The sequence below is a fragment of the Neobacillus rhizosphaerae genome (assembly GCF_050477885.1).
Classification (GTDB): domain Bacteria; phylum Bacillota; class Bacilli; order Bacillales; family Cytobacillaceae; genus Neobacillus; species Neobacillus rhizosphaerae_A.
Genome location: NZ_JBCNAC010000104.1, coordinates 1 through 19,856, shown reverse-complemented (window position 1 = coordinate 19,856; position 19,856 = coordinate 1). Strand labels below are relative to the sequence as shown.

General features: G+C 44.0%; 17 protein-coding genes. 5 read left to right on the top strand and 12 right to left on the bottom strand.

The genetic code is table 11. The features are described from left to right. Window positions 1–141 precede the first annotated feature (141 nt). On the bottom strand, window positions 142–1,251 hold the full coding sequence (locus ABES03_RS13925) for a sensor histidine kinase (protein ID WP_430117858.1): 1,110 nt from the start codon (window positions 1,249–1,251) through the stop codon (window positions 142–144). Window position 1,252: 1 nt separating this feature from the next. Next, window positions 1,253–1,894 carry a response regulator gene (locus ABES03_RS13920; protein ID WP_430117857.1) on the bottom strand — a complete coding sequence of 214 codons (642 nt, stop codon included), beginning with the start codon at window positions 1,892–1,894 and terminating at the stop codon, window positions 1,253–1,255. 203 nt (window positions 1,895–2,097) lie between these two features. Here ABES03_RS13920 and ABES03_RS13915 point away from each other — a divergent pair, with 203 nt between their 5' ends. The 4 genes from ABES03_RS13915 (at window position 2,098) to ABES03_RS13900 (ending at window position 5,665) form a co-directional block, all read left to right on the top strand. Then, a complete protein-coding gene (locus tag ABES03_RS13915; protein WP_430117856.1) occupies window positions 2,098–3,024 on the top strand; it encodes a LytR family transcriptional regulator in 927 nt (308 codons plus the stop codon). Between the two features lie 127 nt (window positions 3,025–3,151). Further along, window positions 3,152–3,916, top strand: coding sequence for a CPBP family intramembrane glutamic endopeptidase (locus ABES03_RS13910; protein WP_430117855.1), 765 nt, complete (start codon window positions 3,152–3,154; stop codon window positions 3,914–3,916). A 50-nt stretch (window positions 3,917–3,966) separates the two neighbouring features. After that, a complete protein-coding gene (locus ABES03_RS13905) occupies window positions 3,967–4,449 on the top strand; it encodes a hypothetical protein (protein ID WP_430117854.1) in 483 nt (160 codons plus the stop codon). A gap of 283 nt (window positions 4,450–4,732) precedes the next feature. Beyond that, on the top strand, window positions 4,733–5,665 hold the full coding sequence (locus tag ABES03_RS13900; protein ID WP_430117853.1) for a c-type cytochrome: 933 nt from the start codon (window positions 4,733–4,735) through the stop codon (window positions 5,663–5,665). 55 nt (window positions 5,666–5,720) lie between these two features. Here the strand turns inward: ABES03_RS13900 and ABES03_RS13895 are convergent, their stop codons facing one another. From ABES03_RS13895 to ABES03_RS13850, 10 genes are all read right to left on the bottom strand, one after another. Beyond that, window positions 5,721–6,575: an ROK family protein gene (locus ABES03_RS13895; RefSeq protein WP_430117852.1), complete on the bottom strand. Its 855-nt coding sequence runs from the start codon at window positions 6,573–6,575 to the stop codon at window positions 5,721–5,723. A gap of 29 nt (window positions 6,576–6,604) precedes the next feature. After that, on the bottom strand, window positions 6,605–7,834 hold the full coding sequence (locus ABES03_RS13890; protein ID WP_430117851.1) for an MFS transporter: 1,230 nt from the start codon (window positions 7,832–7,834) through the stop codon (window positions 6,605–6,607). Window positions 7,835–7,902: 68 nt separating this feature from the next. Then, window positions 7,903–8,895: a zinc-dependent alcohol dehydrogenase family protein gene (locus ABES03_RS13885; RefSeq protein ID WP_430117850.1), complete on the bottom strand. Its 993-nt coding sequence runs from the start codon at window positions 8,893–8,895 to the stop codon at window positions 7,903–7,905. 5 nt (window positions 8,896–8,900) lie between these two features. Next, window positions 8,901–11,411, bottom strand: coding sequence for a beta-mannosidase (locus ABES03_RS13880; protein WP_430117849.1), 2,511 nt, complete (start codon window positions 11,409–11,411; stop codon window positions 8,901–8,903). A gap of 88 nt (window positions 11,412–11,499) precedes the next feature. Next, window positions 11,500–12,567, bottom strand: coding sequence for a BtaManbiosPhlase (locus ABES03_RS13875; RefSeq protein WP_430117848.1), 1,068 nt, complete (start codon window positions 12,565–12,567; stop codon window positions 11,500–11,502). 15 nt (window positions 12,568–12,582) lie between these two features. Continuing rightward, window positions 12,583–13,521: an MTP-1 family protein gene (locus ABES03_RS13870; protein ID WP_430117847.1), complete on the bottom strand. Its 939-nt coding sequence runs from the start codon at window positions 13,519–13,521 to the stop codon at window positions 12,583–12,585. After that, entirely contained in the window at window positions 13,521–15,116 is a 1,596-nt protein-coding gene (locus ABES03_RS13865; protein ID WP_430117846.1) for an alpha-glucosidase, read from the bottom strand. The genes ABES03_RS13870 and ABES03_RS13865 overlap by 1 nt, the downstream gene beginning before the upstream one ends. A gap of 235 nt (window positions 15,117–15,351) precedes the next feature. Next, window positions 15,352–16,182, bottom strand: a complete 831-nt coding sequence (locus ABES03_RS13860; RefSeq protein ID WP_430117845.1) for a carbohydrate ABC transporter permease — start codon at window positions 16,180–16,182, stop codon at window positions 15,352–15,354. Continuing rightward, entirely contained in the window at window positions 16,169–17,047 is an 879-nt protein-coding gene (locus tag ABES03_RS13855) for a carbohydrate ABC transporter permease (protein WP_430117844.1), read from the bottom strand. The genes ABES03_RS13860 and ABES03_RS13855 overlap by 14 nt, the downstream gene beginning before the upstream one ends. After that, entirely contained in the window at window positions 17,047–18,372 is a 1,326-nt protein-coding gene (locus tag ABES03_RS13850; protein WP_430117843.1) for an extracellular solute-binding protein, read from the bottom strand. The genes ABES03_RS13855 and ABES03_RS13850 overlap by 1 nt, the downstream gene beginning before the upstream one ends. 433 nt (window positions 18,373–18,805) lie before the next feature. On the opposite strand from ABES03_RS13850, the gene ABES03_RS13845 reads away from it, so the two are divergent. Further along, the gene (locus ABES03_RS13845; protein ID WP_430117842.1) at window positions 18,806–19,834 is read left to right on the top strand and encodes a LacI family DNA-binding transcriptional regulator; all 1,029 of its coding nucleotides are present in this window, start codon (window positions 18,806–18,808) and stop codon (window positions 19,832–19,834) included. Window positions 19,835–19,856 lie beyond the last annotated feature (22 nt).

The following is a 19,856-nucleotide window of genomic DNA, read 5'->3' as shown; positions in this document are numbered from 1 at the left end:
TAAGTGCAATCGTTCATTCTTTTCACATGAGAATCTTCATGTTTTTCGTGTGAGATGGTCATGGTGACGGCTTGGGCAACATTGTCTTGTGTGAAAAACTTCATGGCGATGTGATTGGCAACCCGGTTTTGTGTAAAAACCTCATGTTGATGCGATTGGCAACAAGGTGGTGACCGAAAATCCATGCGTACTGTCCACGATGATTTTGCCGTTCACAGTAGCCGTCCGCTCTTCCATCCCAATAATCCCAAGGCCCTTCTTGATCATTTCCGTTCCAACTCCATTGTCCTTCACTTCGACGCGAATGATTTTGTTTAGCACTTTGACATCCACCGAAATAAGCGTGGCCCCAGAATACTTCATGGCATTCGTTAATGCCTCCGTGACATTCTCATGGATAATTTTCCACTGAATCGGCGTGATGTGATCTAAATTGCCTTCGTAGGTAAGGACGGTTTTGATGGATTGCTTGGAGTTGAAATCGTCGATTAAGAGCTTCATCCGGTTAATTCCCACCTGCTCGGTTGGGGGCTTCATATTTTTTAACGTCATCCGAATCTTTTCAATCCCCTCCTTGGAGATGTTGATGGCGTTTTGCAGGAGTTCAGTGGCTTTTTGCTGGTCGGTCTCCATCAAGCGTTTGGCCGCTTCCATTTGAAAAAGAGCCCCGGTCATCGAGTGACCGATTTTATCGTGAATCTCCTGTGAAATTCGATTCCGCTCCTCTAACTTAAACGTGTACTCCGACTGTCGGATATATTCCGTGTTTTCATTAATATTCTTCGTTAACCTGTGGAGCGTCTTGCGCATCGTATCAATCTGGGCTTCATTTTTTTCGAGCTTATCATGATACAGTTGAGTCATGGTGAAAATCAAAAAACAAAGAGTGGCCGCCAACCCGTAAATGGGCTGAAGCTCGACCTTTATGTAAAGAATAGGAACCTCGGATAGAATCAATAGAGTAAGACGGCTATGCACAAATTCTCCAGCCAATTCAATGATTGCTAGCGGCAATACCAAACAAAACAACGGCTGAACAAGGATGCAGGCCGTGACCGAGAGAGAGATAGTGAGCATCAGCAACACCCGTTTAACGGTGTGATTTTTAAAGATATACATCGTGATATTGAGACAAAAATAAAGCAAAAAGACAAGGACCACCCACGAAATGTGACTGACCTCTCCGCGAATACAGGTAAACGCGATATATACCAAGAGGATTAGCTTTGTAAAAATCATCCAAAGCTCCATCTTATTCCACTTTCCCCGTGAGGTAGTAAATAGCGATTTGGGTACGGTGCTCGAGACCAGTTTTATTTAGGATTGAAGTAATGTAATTGGCGACAGTTCCTTCAGAAATAAACAAGTCCTTAGAGATCGCTTTGTTGGAATACCCTTTGGCAATCAACGACATAATGTCCCGCTCTCTTTCGGTAAAAAGGGTGAGGTCCAGTTTGGTGTCGGACGGTTTCGTGCCGGCGCCGAGATTCGATTTGAGCTTCTCTAAAATCACGTCTTGAATAATGCTGTTTCCTTTATACACACTTTTGATTGCATCACGAATTTGTTCAGGATCATTATTTTTCAATAAATAGCCTTTCGCACCGTTTTTAATCGCATCCATTATGTATTCATCGTCATCAAAGGTGGTGAGGATGATGGGCTTTGTTTTCGTCCTTTCAGTCAGAAGCTTGGTGGCTTCCACTCCGTTCATATTCGGCATACGGACATCTAATAAAGCAACATCGACCTCATGCGTTTGACAGTATTCCACGGCTTCTTTTCCATCACTCACGGTATCCAAAACGTCAAATTCTGCATAGGTAGATAGAATGATTTTTAACCCTTCTCGAATAAATGAGTTATCGTCCGCAATTATGACTTTAATTTTCATAAGATGGGGAGCCCCTCTCCAATTTTCACTATATCTATCTGTCATTATAGCAAGAAAATGGCAGAAGTTTGAATAGCTAGTCATAGTCCTTGATGCCTCCACTCTATCATTTCCATATTTTTTACATACCTCTTAATCTAATTTTTTGTTAACATAGATAACGATTGTAACTTATTTGTTAGTTTTTAGGAGGTTCTGCTTTTATGAGAGCTCGAAAAAAGAAAAGAAAATTGAGAAAATGGGTAAAAGTGACAGGCACCATCCTTCTAGCTATGGGAATTGGCGGAGGCGTGTACGCTTACTCTGTATATAAATCTTTAAATAACGCGATTGATTCAATGCATCAAGCAGTTGATCGAACTTCTGATAAGCGCGAGGAGCCTGTGGCGGTGGCGGAAAAGGATCCTTTTTCCGTTTTAATGCTGGGTGTGGATGAGCGCGAAGGAGATAAAGGCCGCTCGGATACGATGATTGTGTTGACGGTTAACCCTAAGAATCATACGGTAAAAATGCTGAGCATCCCGCGTGACACACGTACGGAGATTATTGGAAAAGGGAAAGAGGATAAGATTAACCATGCTTACGCTTTCGGCGGCGTCCCAATGGCGATGAATACGGTTGAGGATTTCCTTAATATTCCGATTGATTACTATATCCAGGTGAATATGGAAGGCTTTAAGGATATGGTGGACGCGGTTGGCGGTGTGACGGTAAACAATGATTTAGACTTCACTCAGGATGGCTTCCATTTTGCGGAAGGGAAATTGAAGCTAAACGGCGAAAAGGCCTTGAGCTATACACGAATGAGGCATGAAGACCCTAGAGGTGATTTTGGCCGTCAAATGAGACAGCGTGAAATTATTCAGGGCGTGATTGACGAGGGTGCGAGCTTATCCAGCTTAAAGAACTTTGCAGGCATCTTTGACGTTCTAGGGAAAAATGTGAAAACCAACCTAACCTTCAACCAGATCGTTGCCATCCAAAAGGGATATGACGTGAAGGACACAACAATTGAGCAGATGGAGCTAAAAGAAGAAGGCACCAAGATTAACAGCATCTACTATGGTTTAGTTTCACCAGAAGAAAAACAGCGAGTGCAAAACATATTGAGAGCACAGCTTGATTTATAAAATATTTCTTGGGGACAGTCCCCCGCTGCGTTAAAGCGGTGGGGGACTGTCCCCTTTTTAGGTAAATTATGTTAAACTCTAATAGACTCCCACCGAGGAGCACTACATAAAAAAGTAGGTTTAACCGATGATACTAAAAAATCTATTAGGTTTTCTTATCCTGTTTGCTGTCTACCATACATCAGAGCTGGTCGGTAGTAACCCAATATTACTGTTTGCCTCCTTTATTCTATTCTTTATCACCGCACACATCGTGGCAAAAGTTCGTGGTGAAAAGGGACTCTCCACCTTTGGGCTGCACAAACACAAACTGGCATCTATGAATCTATGGACTGGTTATTTGTTAGGCGTCTTATTTTACGGCGGAAGCTTTTTCGTCTCGGTCTGGACAGGAAAAATTGAATTTGAAGGTACCTTTTCGCTGCAACAAATCATCCTGCCCTTAGTGGGAATCATTTTACTTACATTCCTTTCCTCGGCCAGCGAAGATATCTTAACCCGCGGGTACGTGTTCAAGTACCTCCCGAAAAATTGGTCACTCCCTACGCTAGTCGTCGTCTCGTCAATCATTTACGTCCTCAATCACATTTGGCGGATTGGCGACAGCTACACCCAATGGATCATGCTGTTTCTCATGGGACTGACCTATGCCATCCCCTTTGCAATAACACGGTCCCTTTGGTTCACCATAGGCTGTCACTGGGGCTGGAACAGCGTATCCCTGTTCAAAAGCCAGATTGGCAATTTTAGTGACTTCAAAGTCGTTGACCATACAACAGACTGGACCTATATAGTTACCATGTTCCTCTTCCTGTTGTTCGTGATGGGGACAGTCCCCCACCGCGCTAAAGCGCTGGGGGACTGTCCCCACAATGAAACCATCCCTAGGTAGCCTCGTCTAATGGGTAAGTGCAGAAAAACTACAGGGAACGAGGGGCTGGAATGAAAAAGTTTGGTTTTATCTTTATGGCGATGCTAATCGTGGTCGGCGTGTTTGGTTACAAAATGGTCACGGCAGACAAAAGTGTGAGTCTTAAAACACAAGTGAAGAACTTTGGTGAAAAGAAAACCAATCAGGTTCCAGAGGATTATAGTTTGAAAGAAGCCATTAAAAATGGCGATATTCCACAAGGACAAATCAAAGCGAAACAACGAGCAAGGATTAACGAGTTTAAAAAGAACGTAGAAGATGGAAAACCCGACCTTCTTCGCTTTATTCGCTTCAACACAGATGACAAGCCTGGAGAAATTACGGAATTCCAATTCAATGGTGAGATCATTTATTACAGCCAGGAGGCAAGAGACTTCGATGGGCAGAGGGAAGTAGTAAGCGACTATTGCCAGAAACTCGAAAAGTTAAAGAAGCCGTGGGAAGGCACCTTTCTCACGCACTGTCTAAATAGCAAAGCAGTTTATGAATTTTAACAAGAATGAAGTGCTCATCAAGATTTGAGCGCTTTTTTTGTGCTTGTACGGATTCAAAAACAGTACCCCGTGGTAAACACCAACTATAAAAAACTACTACAATAGTCGAACACGCCGATATACCCTTACCCCTACAAGTGTCCATTTTATGTCGACAAATGTGATAACTTTTTGAACCTTATACCTTGGAGGGTAAAATGAATCGTCTCTTATTCTATAATTTTAATTAATTAATCTAACCAAAATTTTTATAGTGAATTCCCACCCTGGAAGGAGAACAAACATGAATAAGAAGGAAGCCATTTACTCAATTACTGCCATCCTCGTTACGTTAGTGTTAGGATTTTCATTCCTCTACCTGTACGTAAAGGCAAATCCTGTAGAAAATGAAACAGCAACTGCCAGTATGGAGGACACTCAGACAACAGAAGAACAAGAACCTACCCACCCATATTTACCACCAAGCATGGACGAAGTTCCTAATGGAGAAGAAGGCGATTTAATCAAGTTAGGGGAAAAATACCACAATGAAACAAGCAGTGCTCTAGATGGGTATGTAGGTAATAAATTAAACTGTACCAGCTGTCATGCAAATGGAGGAGTGAATGGTTCTCTCGATTTAGTTGGTGTGGCCAAAACCTATCCACAATATAATCCTCGTGCCGGTAGAGAGGTAACGTTAGAGGACCGCATTAACGGATGTTTTGTTCGAAGCATGAACGGCAAGCCACTAAAGAAAGATGGTCCAGAAATGAAGGCAATGATTGCGTATTACACGTTTATTTCACAAAATGTTCCAGATGGGACAAAGGAAAGACCATGGGCCACACTTAAAAAGGTTCAAGGCGATTTAACAACTGTTGATGCTGAAGCTGGCAGAGAGCTTTACAATAAAGCGTGTATTACCTGTCATGGTGAAGGCGGAGACGGCGGTGCACTAGGCATCCCGTTATGGGGAGACAATTCCTACAATATCGGCGCTGGAATGGCAAGGGTTCGAACAGCTGCTGGGTTTATCCAAGCCTATATGCCAAAATCACCAATGGGTGGATATGAAGCCGGTTCCTTTACGGATGAAGAAGCAATGAATATCGCGGCCTACATCAACAAGCTCCAACAACGCCCAGACTTTGCGAAAAAGGCTTATGACTGGCCAAAAGGCGATGCACCGGACGATGCAGCGTATGAAACACTGGCTGGTAAAAAACAACAATAAAAAAGAGAGAGAGGGACAGTCCCCCACTGCGCTAAAGCGCTGGGGGACTGTCCCCTTATTTTGCTCTATCCGCGAGCATCAATGACCCGGTGATTCCTGCATCATCGCCTAATCCTGGGCGGACGATGTAGTCGGATAGCTCTGGTAATGCGACGTAATCATTCAACAGTTCTGGCAGATATTTGTATATGGCTGCAAAAACGGCTTCCTGATGGCTCACTCCCCCGCCGAGGATGATTTTCTTCGGCGAAAGAATCAATATATATTGCATGAGAGCTTGTGCCAGATAGTAGCCCTCTAGATCCCAAACCTCTGGACGGTCCACCAAATTTACGCCCTTTTCCCCCCAGCGTTCTTCAATCGCAGGACCGGCTGCCAAGCCCTCCAAACAATCACCATGATAAGGGCACTTCCCTTGGAACGCATCATTCGGATGACGTCGTAACAGAATATGCCCCATCTCCGGATGAGACCATCCTTGTAAAAGCTGCCCCTGGACAATCGCGCCGGCACCAATCCCGGTGCCAACCGTGATATACAAACAGCTGTCCAAGCCTTTCGCTGCACCAAACGAGGCCTCGCCTAACGCCGCTGCGTTCACATCCGTATTAAATCCAATCGGCACACCGAACGCTTCCTTCATCCTCTGAACGAACGGATAATCCTTCCACCCCGGCTTCGGTGTAGACGTAATATACCCGTAGGTTGGACTCTCCACATTCACATCAATCGGTCCAAACGAACCAATCCCGATTGCTTCGACATCATATTTTTCAAAAAAGGCACTGACCTGTGGCAGAGTTTCCTCAGGGACAGTAGTCGGGATTTGAATTCGCTCCACAATCGTTCCCTTTTCGTCCCCCACCGCACAAACAAACTTTGTTCCGCCTGCTTCAATGGCACCTAACATACAGCAATTCCTCCATGTGAAAATTTATCCTAGCATTCATTTGAACCCAACACAGATTCCTTTTTAGGCTTTTTCCAAATAAAATATAGCGCTGGTATCATTATGACATAGACAATTGGAAAAAGGCTAAACGATACGGGTAAAAGCTGTTCAAAATCAAAGAACTTCCGCATCGCTAAAAATAAGAACACCCCAATGATTCTTCCCACACCGAGTGGAATTTCGCGGATGATAATATAGTCCAAACGCCGCTCCTTATAATGAGGGTCCCTCTCGATTGATTCATATATCATTGCATTCATTGACGTGCTAATCATATTCATCGCAACAGGAGATACAATTCCAAAGACCACCAACGAAAAAAGCACAGGCAATACGGATAATAAGACAGAGCTTAAAAATACACTGATCGAGCCTATCGTAAAAATAACCAACCGGTATTTCGGATTTGAGAACTTAGCGAGCACATAAAACGCGACAATCGCGACAATCTCTGCCGCTGTATTATACACCCCTAAACTCAGCTCTCCTCCGGCAACCTTGAAGGTAATCATCGTAATCAAAAAGGTGGTGTAGACACCAGAAACGATGCCATCCGCAAACATGACCTTGTACATCTTCATCCATTCCGGTGACGGTCGCTTGATCACATCCCAGAAATGACTCTTTGTCGTCACCGGACTTCCTTTTACTTTTAACGAAACCAAGAAGGAAATGAAGAAGAATACACAGGTCGCAATAAAAACTACATAATAACCAACCATACCTTGGAATTGGGAAATCAACACACCAGCAATAAGTGGAGCGATAACGCCTCCGATCGTAAGTAAAATCCCTTGCACATATAAAAATTGATCGCGCTTATCATTCGTAGTCAAATCTAACACGGCCATATGGACGCCCACATAGTAAAGGCTCATCGCCAAACCATTGGACATGCCCAGCAAAAAGATATGATCTCGTAACGTATCATGGAAGACCAGCATTATAAGGTAGGTGATCAGGTAAAAAACAAACCCTAACCGCATCGTGATCATCGGACTTGTTTTCCTGGCAATCCAGGCACACACTCCAAAAAAAACAATGATCGCCAACGACCAATACAAGCTATAGTACGCTAGCAGGGAATACGTTTTATCCAGTTTCCACAGAAACACGCTTTGAAAGACCCCCGACAAGGCTCCCCCAAAGGAAAAAAAGGTATTCATCAGCAAATAGAACTTTAATTCCGTGGAAAACGATTTAAAAATTTGAAACATAGTTTAATCTCCTTTAAAGCAATGGGGCATTAAAGCAACGGGGGACTGTCCCCCGCTGCTTTAATGCGCTAATGGTTAATGATCCCTTTTGACACACGAAGGGCTGGATAGTCTGCCATCGCCGCAGGTAGTTCTTCCTTTGTAAAGCGGTGCGAGATGAGCGGGCCCACATCGACTACTTTTTTCGCGATCAACCTAATCGCTTCTTCGTGTGTATAAGGGTTAATAAACGAGCCCTTGATCGTTAGTTCTTTTGAAAAAATCTCAAATGGAGACACAGAAATCACTGTGTCAGGGGCAGCCACTCCGAAAAGTAGTACCTGCCCGCCTTTTGCCGCCGATTTCACGGCAAGCTCCATGCTCTCTGGTCGACCGACGCACTCAATCACCACATCTACTTCAAGCTTCGCAGCAGCCACCGGTTGAACGACTTCATCCGCACCCAGCTGATACAGAAGCTCTCTTTTATTATCAGCTGGCTCACTGACAACAATCGACTGAACATGCTGTTGCTTTACCAATTGCAAAAACAACTGGCCAATAAATCCGCCGCCGATAATCAGCACTCTACTCAAAGTTGACAGGTTTATTTTTCTAAAGCCATGCAGTACACAGCCTAACGGCTCAACAAGTGCCGCTTCCTCAAACGTCATTTCATCCGGTATCTGATAGCAGTTCGCGCTTGGCACCGTACAATATTCGGCCATGCCGCCATCTCTTGTGACACCAACCGCCTGAAGTCGTTGGCAAAGATGCGCACGATTACTGCGGCAGTACTCACAGGTTCCGCAGTAAATGTTCGGGTCAATCGACACACGGTCGCCTGCTTGTAAACTAGTAACCTCTGAACCTACTTCCACCACTTCTCCTGCTAGCTCATGTCCAAGCACAATTGGCGGATGAACTTCGGCAGAACCTGGATGTCCATGGTAGATATGCTGGTCCGTGCCGCAAATACCACAGCTTTTCACCTTTACAACCACCTCATGGGCGAGTGGTTGTCGATTCTCCCACTCTAGCACTTTTAACTGCTTTGTTCCCTGCAATACCGCTGCCTTCATTTGGCTCATCCTTTCTTGCTATTGATCGCTTTTACTCGTAAAGTCTCCCAAGGAATTTCTTTTCCCTGTGCCTGCTCAACTCGAATCGTGCGCGACTCATTCGCCAGTAGGTCAAAGAAATTGTCCTCCATCACTAGCTGCTCCTGATCGAGTTCAATCGTGACCATTCGCGCCAGCGTATTCGTTGAGACCGTCATCTCGTTCGTTTCGCGATTGACGGAAACCGTTAGTTCAGCCTCTTCGAATCGCAAATCCTTTTGATCGCGGAAAAAATAGTAGTTCTCGCCAGCTCTATGATTTTTCGAGCGAATGACCATCACAGACTCTTCCGGCTGCAGTCCGCCAAGAGCTTTGTGTTCTAAGACTGTCGCAACCTGTATCGCCACATTGGCTTCCACACGGACCTGCCACTCCTTAGAAAACACCTTTTCCCCGTTAAAATGGTACACAGCAAGTTCAATTTCATCCATATAGGCTTCTAACCGGTCATTCACGACCCACACCTTGATGTCTTCCCCTGGAACCACATCAAGCGTTAATACAATTGGGCTGAAGAATTTCCGCGCATAATGATAGGAAGCCTTTGGCAATAAATAATAATCAATCACCGACCAGCTCGTCCCCGGCCAGCAATCGTTCAGCTGCCAGAACAATGCACCACTTGTATGCGGCTTGTTGCGTCTATAATGCTCAATACCAAATTTCAAACCTTCCGCCTGCGTCAGCATCGAAAAGGCAATATACTCATCGAGGTCCTTCGGGGCACCCGTGTACCCTTCCATTAACAATATGCCTTTTGGATGATGAATATCTTTGTTCCGGTACGACATTTCATCACTTCCCCAGAAGAATTGTTCCTTGGGGATGTTTCGTTCGAGCGTATAACGGTTAGACGAAGCATGCATACCAAACTCACTGGCAAACAGCGTCGTGTCCGTTTTGAAATTTTTAAAAGAAAGACCTTCAATACTGTAATTGACACGCTGCGGTTCACCAAACACCCGCGGTTCGATATTTCCATGCCACACCTGCCAATTATGCGTGTCTCCCTCTTCCCTCGAGTTATGGTCATTCCCGCCAAACGGGGAGCTTGGCCAAAACAGCCGGGTTGGGTCGAGTTCCTCTAGTAATTCCGGCATTAACTCATGGTAGATTTTCTCGCCGTAAAAAGGATGCGTAATCTCACCTGAAGAATTTAATGCCTCATACAGCCAATCATTTTCATTGTTGCCGCACCAAATCGCAAGGCACGGATGATTGCGTAGACGTTTGACCACATGGATAATTTCTTCGCGGACATTCGCCATGAAATTCTTGTTGTAATCGGGATAAAGCGCACAAGCGAACATGAAGTCCTGCCACACTAAGATTCCCAGTCGGTTGCACTCTTCATAGAACACCTCTTTTTCATAGATGCCGCCCCCCCACACGCGGAGCATGTTCATGTTTGCATCCTTTGACATCTTAATCAGGTGTTTATAGCGGGTGTCAGGCACCGCTCCTATGAAACTATCAATCGGAATCCAGTTGGCTCCCTTGGCAAAAATCTTTTCCCCGTTTAGAACGAAGGTAAAGCTAGGCTCACCATTCTCGTCTCTTCGTCTGACTTCGATCGTACGAATCCCGATGTCTTCTTGTTTTTCGTCGATGATAGCTCCATCGGCAAGTAGCTCAACGGTTAGCTCATACAGATGCGGCATCCCAATATCATGGGTCCACCATAGCTTTGGATTCGCTACTTCTAAGACTGCCACTGCTTTTTTTCGATTGACTTTGACTTTCTTGGTAGTAATTTTCTCCTCGCCGTCGTTAAGGCTAATGAGGATCTCAAATTCTTTTTCACGTGCGTACGAGGTGATGTCCACATCGACTTCGAGGGTAGCTTTGCCAGCGTCAATCGATGTGGTTCTCGCAAACACGTGATCAATTTTAGCCGTGGACCGCTTTTCTAAACGAACATCCTTCCAAATCCCAGCAGCAACGAGTCGCGGACCCCAATCCCAGCCATAATGACTTTGGGCTTTCCGCGTCCAAATTCTTTTTTTGCTAAAACCGGACCAGTAATATTGCACCTTATCTTTAACATTTACTGTGACCGGATCAAACCGAACCGCCAACACGTTTTTCCCTTGTTTTAGCTCGCGCGCCACTTCAAAGGTATGGCTGATAAACATATTCTCGGTAGAACCAAGCTCTACGCCGTTTAGATACACAGTTGCGAACGTGTCGAGGCCGTCGAAAATGAGTTCATAGCGGTCTCCTTTTTGGATTTCGTCGTGAAGCTCAAACGTAGTCCGGTACCACCACACCTTTTCCTCGACCCACTGACATTTTAAGTCGTTATGGCCGTAAAAAGGGTCGTCAATCAATTTCCGTTCAATTAACGTGGAGTGGACGTCGCCCGGTACGGCAGTTGTCATCCAAAAATAATCAATATACTCAGGCGAAGCGACCTCCAGGTCACGCGCAGCCCCTATATCAAAATGCTTGATCTTCCAGTTGTCATTCAGTTTCATCGAAACCTCACCTGCCTTGTTGTAAGCTCGTCTTGGTAAAAACATACGAAAGGCCAAAATCGTGTGAACAATTTTGGCACTATAAGAACTATTTTATATAGGTCAATGAATCTAAGATTTCTTGTACATTTAACTCCGCACAAGCCATTGACGTGTCGGCAACACCATAGAACATTTTAACGACATCGCCTTCTACCACGGCACCGCAAGAGAAAACAACGTTTCCAAAGAATCCTTCAACCTCATACTCTGCTTCCGGCTCCAGAATTGGCTGATCCGAGCGAGCAATCACCTTCGTTGGATCCTCTAAATCTAGCAACACTGCCCCCATACAATAGCGATGATCCGTCGTCGCACCGTGGTAAAGCTCGAGCCAGCCCTTTTCCGTTTTAAACGGAACCGCTCCTCCGCCCATACGAGCACTATCCCACATACCTTCACGCAATCCTAGCAAATGCTTGTGGTTACCCCAGTGTATGAGATTCGTAGATTCCGCAATCCACATCTCCGGCATCCCTACACTCTTTGGAACTGGTCGGTGAATCGCATAATATTTACCGTTGATTTTTTCTGGAAAAATTAACACATCTTTATTTTCCGGTGCAAAAATCATCCCGTGGTGCTCAGTCGTAACAAAGTCCTTCGTGGAAACCATCGATTCCCCTACACCCACCGGTGAAACCGCACTGAAATAGATATAATACGTATCGTCAATTTTCGTAATCCGCGGATCCTCAATTCCAAACGTTTCTAACTCATTGGATGGATACACAAACGGCTTTTCATCAATCGTAAAATGATGGCCGCCGTCCTTGCTGCGAGCAATACGTAAATATGCGATAGAAGTTAGGTACTCAAACCCTTGCGTATCACCGTTTCGACGAATCACACGCGGATCGGAAAAATCATACGTTGAATCATCTAAACGGAACTCGATAATTTCAAGCTCATTTGTTTGTGGATTATAAATCGGCGCCTTCACGATATTCGGTTCGTGACTAATCGGGCGCTCGGCCACACGAAGCATCATGATAATTTCATCGTTGAAAGTGGTTACCCCTGCGTTAAACGCACCGATGACTTCGAAATCCTCGCGGTGTGGCGTAACATCTGCCGGAGTTACTAATGGGTTCTGTTCATATCTATATACGTTCATTTGTATAGTCTCCTCTTAACCTTCGTATTGTAAAAACGGATCAATAATCGTAATTTTTTGCGCTTCCGCATCACTGATTCCTGCGTATATATCAGCTGTTCCATCAGCTTTTCGTACGAGACCGCCGCTGAACACCACATCAATTAAATCCGGACGCTTCGCAGGGCCAGGCAGAAAATGACTTCTTGTCGCGATTAACTCGATGTCAGAAATGGCACCTGTTTCTGGGTTCAAAGCAAATACCATTGGATAGTAGTGACGGTTTCCTTCTTCATCAAAAGAAGCAATGTGTCCCAACACACCGACAAGGCCGTTCTCCAGCAAGTGCGGTTCGTTCGCTCCGCCCCACTGTTCCTCGATAAACTGACCTTCTAATAATGGAGCCTGCTCCACCACATCAATGGTTAACTCATCTAATGAAGCAATACGTGTCCAACCAATTTTTCCACGGCCGCCCTTATCCCCTTGAGGTCTCGTTAATACCCCAATACTTCCGTCCTTTAACTCTATTAAGCGAAGGTCCTTCATGCCGTCTGGTCCTTTGGCAAATTCCTTAAGGCTTGCAATGTTGGCACCTTTATAAAAAACTGTGCGCCAGCCGAGGGCGCCTTTATTGATGGGGTGTGGAAAAATTTGTACGCCACCCAGCACGAGTTCCCCTGCAATTTTTGTAAAAAAAGGATCCTGTAATTCTAGGACTGGTGCACCTTCACGCGGTACCCACTGTCCATCGCGATTAACAAAGAAATACACATTTGAATGCTCGCTGTCACGTGACTCTACGCGACCCGCAATGACAAGCTCCCCTTCATCCTCAAATGGCGCAGAAATATTATACACATCGTTTTCGCCTACTCCTGTGAAGATAATTTTCTCAGGATTCATCGGTGTTTTCGCAAACTCCTCTACCAGCTGTTCACAGGTTTTGACATTCCCTTTCGTTAAAACGGTCATTATTCAAGATCCTCCTTTAAAATCATGGCTTCGTTGCCCAAAATCATTCTTATTTTTCCATCAAGAGCTGTCCGCTTGTTAGACAGCAGCAAACGGCTTCCTGTCGTGAGCCCATCAAGGGCTTTCAGCTGCTCTGAAAAATTTAACGCCACGAGAACTCGTTCCGATTCATCTCTTCTGACGAACGTCATCAATCCATCCTCGTACCGTAAAGATTCATAGGTTCCTAAGGTAAGCGCAGCATGTTCCTTCCGCAGCTTCAGCAAGCTTTTATAAAAAGAAAGCATCGATTCCGGTTTGTTCTTCTGTTCTTCTACATTTATTAGTGCAGCATTATTCGGAACGGTAATCCATGGTTTCTGCTCAGAAAAGCCGACATACTCGCTTGTATCCCATTGCATCGGTGTCCGCGATTTGTCACGTGATTTGTCATTCGCGATGACAAGGGCCTCTTCATGTGACTTACCAGCCTCCAGTGCCAGCTTGTAACCCATGATCCCTTGCACATCCTTCATTTTGTTGATATCATCGGTGATCCAGTCGCGCATGCCGATTTCATCACCGAAATAGATGAACGGTACCCCTCTTGCGGTAAGCATCAGGGTTGCAACGAGCTTGGCCCGGTCCTCGTCCCCGCCGAACCGTGAAATAAAGCGTGACATATCATGACTGCCGAAGAACAGCGTCGGTACCTGCGTTTCGTTATAAGCAGCCTCCGTATCCGCGAGTTGCTGATACAGCTTGGTTGTGTTAAACTCCGCAATACTTCCGATATTAAAATTGAACACCACATCTAATTTTCCAAGACCTGAATACTGCTTGAGGATATCGAGGTCTTCAGACCCCACCTCGCCTACAAGGAATGTATCCGGATACTGATGGACAAAGGCCGCAATCTCCTCGATGATGCCGAGGATTCCTTCTTGGTCTTTATCGTATACATGCTCCTGTTCTTGCTTCTCAGCATCATACGGATTGTCCACGAACTGATCATTGATTTTTAAAAAGTTGATGACATCAAGACGGAAGCCATCGACCCCTTTTTCAAGCCAAAACTTCATCACATCGAACATGGCGACCTTCACTTCTGGATTCGCCCAGTTTAAGTCGACCTGTTCCTTCGCAAACGCATGGTAATAATACTGCTCGGTCGCCTCATCATACTCCCAGGCTGTGCCGCCAAAGAACGATTCCCAGTTGTTCGGCTCATCTCTCCAAATGTACCAATCGCGTTTCGGATGGTCCTTTGATGACTTCGACTCCTGAAACCACTTGTGTGCTGAAGAGGTATGGTTCAGAACCAAATCGGCGATGACCTTGATGCCGCGCTGATGAGCTTCTTTTATAAAAAGGGTAAACTCTTCCATCGTTCCGTACGCCGGATCGATGCTTTGGTAATCAGAAATGTCATAGCCGTTATCCACTTTGGGCGACGGATAAAACGGCGTCAGCCACAGGCCATCAATTCCTAACTCTTTTAAGTAGTCGAGCTTGGAGGTGATACCTGAGAAATCCCCCATTCCATCGCCATTTCCGTCTTTAAAGCTCGGCATATAGATTTCATAAAAAGTCGACTTTTGCCACCATTTCACCATTTGATTGGACTCCTAACCTTTGAAGACTTTGAGACTAGTTTTTTTCCTGTTTTTTAAACTAAATTTTCCTTTGCGATGCGGGATTCCGCCGGTTTTTGAATTCATTCCGCCAACTTGAATTGGAATTCCGCCAGTTTTTGCATTTATTCCGCCAACTTGGGCCAGAATTCCGCCAACTTCTGAGTTTATTCCGCCAACTCCTCAAATCCCGACCATAACTCCCCAGTCCAAACGATTATTTAAGAGTAAACTGCATTCCTTCTTGGAACTTTTTCGCAAACAATAAGAAAATGATAATAATCGGAAGCGTTAGTAACACGGATGCTGCATACATTGGGCCTGGATAGCCGCCGTATGGACCGAACATTTGTGAAAGCAACACGTTCAGTGTCAGCATGCTGTCGCTCTTCGCCACTAACATATCCCATAAAAGCTCTGTCCAACGTTCCATGAACAAGAACAAGAAAATAACTGTCGTAATCGACTTCGACATCGGCAACACGATTTTGAACATGATCTGTAACTCACTCGCCCCATCTAGCTTCGCCGCTTCAATAAACGTATCTGGTATTGCCTTAAAGAAGTTCGTATACATAAATACTGCCCATAAGCTCAGTGCCTTTGGCAAAATCATGCCCCAGTAAGAGTCATACATGCCGATTCGTTGAATCACCAAGAACGTCGGGATTAACAAAATAATCGCCGGGAAAAACATTTGGAACAAAATCACGTTGTTAATTGTATCTCTTCCCTTAAAAGGAATTTTTGCTAACGCATACGCGACCATGACCCCAGTGACCATCATCAAGAAAGTCGAACCGGCTGACACAAGAAAGCTGTTAAAGAAGGCACTCACCCAAGGTCTTGGAATGACCGCTTCTCCTCCACCAAGAAGCCATTCATACGATTTCAAGCTAAACTGTGTGGGAATAAGCTTTTTATCGACTTGATCCCAATCAGCAAAAGAATTCAGTACCATATAAATGTATGGAAAAATCATGACTAGTAAGAGAACGATCGCAAGTAGGTAGCGAAACCATACTCCCTTTTTCTTAGCTCCATCCATTTCGTTTCCCCCACATTTCTAGAAGTTTTCGAATGATAAAAATGGAAATAAACGTGACAACAGAAGCAATAATCGCAATAGCAGAAGCATAACCTGCCTGAAGATTCGAGAACGCTCTTGTAAAAATCTCCATCTGCCATGTATTCGTTGCAAAGTTTGGTCCACCGCCTGTTAACTGGTACACCTCTGTGAAAATACCGAACGTCACACCGATTGATAAAATTAACACCGTAAACAAAGCCGGGTATAGAAGCGGGAACGTAATCTTCCAAAAACGCTGCCAGCCGGTAACCCCATCGATACTGGCTGCTTCATATACTTCCTTATCAATGCTTTCAAAGCCTGATGTTAAAATCAGCGCATAATAACCAGTGAACTTCCACGCAATAATGACGGCAACCGTAAACAATGCCGCAAACGGGCTTCCAAGCCAGTCAATATCTAACCCTAAAGAGCCTCGTAAAAATTCATTTACCGGACTGTTATACGATAGAAGCCCTTTTACAATTAGCGAGGAAACAACCCCTGATGCTAAGTAAGGGAGGAAAAAGCCAATTAAGAATACCCCTTTAAACTTCGGTAATCCTTGAACAATTAACGCAACAATAATCGATGAGGCAATCACCAATGGGACAAACACGGCCATAAACTTAAACGATACGAAGAAGGCCGATTGCACCCCTGGACTTTTAAAAGCCTCCGAATAATTTTCCAATCCTACGAAACTGAACGTAGGCGCAATTAAGTTCCAATCAGTAAAAGAAAGGAATAGTGACCACACTAGCGGTATTAGAAAGAAAACAATGGCGTATAAAAGATAAGGACTGGCAAATAGCCAGCCCAACCTTCCTTGTTTCGTGCTCATTACTTAAGAGCCCCCTCAATAGCCTTCTGCATATCCTTCCATGCAGTTTTTGGATCTTTTTCACCCTTTACTACTGGATTGAATGCCTGTTGGCCAATTAATGTTTGAATATCATTATATTTAGCGTTATCCATTGAAGGAATTCCATTCGGAACAGCGGCTGCATATGGTTGTAATGCTGGGTTTTTATCAAAGAACGCTTTGAACGCATCATTAGATGTTAGGTCATCTCGAGCAGGTGGTAAGCTTGTCTTTTCAAGCCATTTCACATCATTTTCTGGATTTGCATAAACCCACTTAATGAATTCCATTGCTGCTTTTTGTTGTTCTTTCGTTGCAGAAGCGTATACGACTAAACCTTTTGTATCTGCGAATGTTTTCGCATTAGCTGGGTCCATATCATCTGGAACCGGTGGTAATGCTAATGTGTAAGTTTCGTTAAACTTCATATCAGGGAATTTGTCTGCCCAGTATGGAATCGTCCAAGGACCAATGTCAGTGAAGATTCCTAATCCTGTTTCAAATGGATCTTTTGCTTGCTTCGGAAGTAATGCATTCTCTTTACGAAGACCATCTACTAATGAAAGAACTTGCTCGCCTGCTTTTGCCTCACCAGTGAACTTTGTTCCTTCTACAAACTTGTTACCGTTTGACGCTGCATCGTAAAGCATGAAGAAGTCGAACCATCTCTTCCAAGCAGTTGGGTCAGCTAAGTCCGCTTTTGCCCAAACATATTTGTCAGGATATTTTTCTTTTAATTTCTTCGCAACAGCTAACATTTCGCTGTAGGTTTTTGGTGCTTCGTTAAAGCCAAGTTCTTTTAAGATGTCGAGTCTCCAACCAAATAACATCGCGTTAGAGTAGATTGGTAATACATATTGATGACCGTCTGCAAATTCCCAGCCCTTCATTGTATTTTCCATCTTACGGCTTTCAGTTACTTCCTTCCATCCATCTAATTGATCCAGTGGAACTAGCGCTTTACTATCCGCTAATTGCGCCGCGAACCCACGGTTAATATTTTCAGATAAGGTAGGAGCACTTCCGCCAGCAATCGCTGATTGGATGCTTGCTTCTGATGTTGGACTTTCCTTCATCGGACTTACATTAACTTTGATTTTAGGATTTTCTTTTGTGAATTCTTCAGCAACTTCCTTCCAATATACTTGTTGCGTTGGGTTTGGTGCGGCCCAGAATTCAATCGTTGTTACTCCACTTTTGGATCCTGCTGTTTTCGACTCCTTGTTTCCTGTAGAACAGCCAGCAAGGCCGGAAACAGTCAGTGATGCTGCAAATAAGATTGATGCTACCTTTTTTATTTTCATCCTAAATTCCTCCAATTATTAATATCTTGTCTTAATTTGAAGAAGTTAAAAACATGATTACGAATCTACGAAAAATAAAGTATGATAACGCTATCATTGTCTTGCAAAAAAATTTACAATAAACATGTAATCATTTGTCATGGAAGGTCAGTCTTGCCGTAATCCCTCATTTCCTATAAATGATTTCATCATTACAAAACTAGTAAATTACTTATTTTGTAATGTTGTAATTAACGTTACAAGAACATTATTACACTGTAAACCTGTAATGTCAAACAATATTTCGTGAAAATTTACAGAAACCTTACAAAAATTTACCTTACACACTACATAAAGCTCTATTGCAATAATAACGCTGTAACGTTACAATGAAGTTACAACAGATGACAAATTAAACAAAACGTAAAGTTACTATATAAAGGGAGAATGTAATATGGAAAGAAAGGTTTCGATGCAAGACATAGCCGATCGGCTAAACATATCGAAGAACTCAGTGTCTCAAGCTCTTTCGGGGAAACCAGGGGTTAGTGAAGAAACAAGACAGCTAGTTCAAAAGGTGGCAGATGAATTAGGGTATCAATATGCAGGCAGCCGTAAGCTGAAACAACCTGATAACACCACTGCCCCCAAAAACATAGCCCTGATTGCTTCTGATTTTGCCTTTTCACTTGTAAGCTTCTTTGGCGAAATTTACTTAAGTGTGGAAAAAGAAGTCAGAAACCGTGGCATGAATTTGTTCATTGAATCGATTAATAGTGAATCAAAAGAGAAGTTAATTTTACCTAGCCTGCTTTCTAACCATCAAATCGATGGCATCCTGATTTTATCTCATATCAGTACAGATTATATTGCAAAAGTAATTGATACCGGCATTCCAACGGTTCTCATTGACCATCATGAACCAAGCCTGCAGGCGGATGCGATTTTAACCAACAATCGTTTTGGTGCGTACTCGGCAGTTGAACATTTAATCCAACTAGGCCATCAAGAGATCGGCTTTGTCGGTGATGTGAATTTTTCACCGAGCTATCAAGAACGATTAGATGGGTATTTACTTGCACTTAGAAATTACGGGTTGGAGCCGAAGCATGAGTTCATTTTTACAAAAGCTCAAGAAGATTTAGGGGAATTAAATCAGTATTTTGAAGCGCTGGATACGAAGCCTAGTGCCTGGTTCTGCGTGAACGATGGCCATGGTTTCCTGATTACTTCCTTATTACATCAAAAAGGCTACAAGGTTCCTGAGGATGTGTCGGTTTGTAACTTTGATAACGGCCAGCTATCACAAATTGCCACGCCAAAAATTACGACCATGGACATTGATTTAAAGTACTTTGGTAAAAAAGCAGTGGAGCAGCTTTGGTGGCGAATCCATCATAAAGAGGACCCCATCCAAGAGATCCTCCTTCCTACCAAATTGATTGTGAGAGATTCAACCGCAGTATTCCATAAAAATGGATAAAACAGAAAAGCGGAAGCGCCTT

Excerpts from the sequence above, each read along its gene's own strand:
- ABES03_RS13925 (WP_430117858.1), bottom strand. The coding sequence starts at position 1,251 with ATGGAGCTTTGGATGATTTTTACAAAGCTAATCCTCTTGGTATATATC.
- ABES03_RS13920 (WP_430117857.1), bottom strand. The coding sequence starts at position 1,894 with ATGAAAATTAAAGTCATAATTGCGGACGATAACTCATTTATTCGAGAA.
- ABES03_RS13915 (WP_430117856.1), top strand. The coding sequence starts at position 2,098 with ATGAGAGCTCGAAAAAAGAAAAGAAAATTGAGAAAATGGGTAAAAGTG.
- ABES03_RS13910 (WP_430117855.1), top strand. The coding sequence starts at position 3,152 with ATGATACTAAAAAATCTATTAGGTTTTCTTATCCTGTTTGCTGTCTAC.
- ABES03_RS13905 (WP_430117854.1), top strand. The coding sequence starts at position 3,967 with ATGAAAAAGTTTGGTTTTATCTTTATGGCGATGCTAATCGTGGTCGGC.
- ABES03_RS13900 (WP_430117853.1), top strand. The coding sequence starts at position 4,733 with ATGAATAAGAAGGAAGCCATTTACTCAATTACTGCCATCCTCGTTACG.
- ABES03_RS13895 (WP_430117852.1), bottom strand. The coding sequence starts at position 6,575 with ATGTTAGGTGCCATTGAAGCAGGCGGAACAAAGTTTGTTTGTGCGGTG.
- ABES03_RS13890 (WP_430117851.1), bottom strand. The coding sequence starts at position 7,834 with ATGTTTCAAATTTTTAAATCGTTTTCCACGGAATTAAAGTTCTATTTG.
- ABES03_RS13885 (WP_430117850.1), bottom strand. The coding sequence starts at position 8,895 with ATGAAGGCAGCGGTATTGCAGGGAACAAAGCAGTTAAAAGTGCTAGAG.
- ABES03_RS13880 (WP_430117849.1), bottom strand. The coding sequence starts at position 11,411 with ATGAAACTGAATGACAACTGGAAGATCAAGCATTTTGATATAGGGGCT.
- ABES03_RS13875 (WP_430117848.1), bottom strand. The coding sequence starts at position 12,567 with ATGAACGTATATAGATATGAACAGAACCCATTAGTAACTCCGGCAGAT.
- ABES03_RS13870 (WP_430117847.1), bottom strand. The coding sequence starts at position 13,521 with ATGACCGTTTTAACGAAAGGGAATGTCAAAACCTGTGAACAGCTGGTA.
- ABES03_RS13865 (WP_430117846.1), bottom strand. The coding sequence starts at position 15,116 with ATGGTGAAATGGTGGCAAAAGTCGACTTTTTATGAAATCTATATGCCG.
- ABES03_RS13860 (WP_430117845.1), bottom strand. The coding sequence starts at position 16,182 with ATGGATGGAGCTAAGAAAAAGGGAGTATGGTTTCGCTACCTACTTGCG.
- ABES03_RS13855 (WP_430117844.1), bottom strand. The coding sequence starts at position 17,047 with ATGAGCACGAAACAAGGAAGGTTGGGCTGGCTATTTGCCAGTCCTTAT.
- ABES03_RS13850 (WP_430117843.1), bottom strand. The coding sequence starts at position 18,372 with ATGAAAATAAAAAAGGTAGCATCAATCTTATTTGCAGCATCACTGACT.
- ABES03_RS13845 (WP_430117842.1), top strand. The coding sequence starts at position 18,806 with ATGGAAAGAAAGGTTTCGATGCAAGACATAGCCGATCGGCTAAACATA.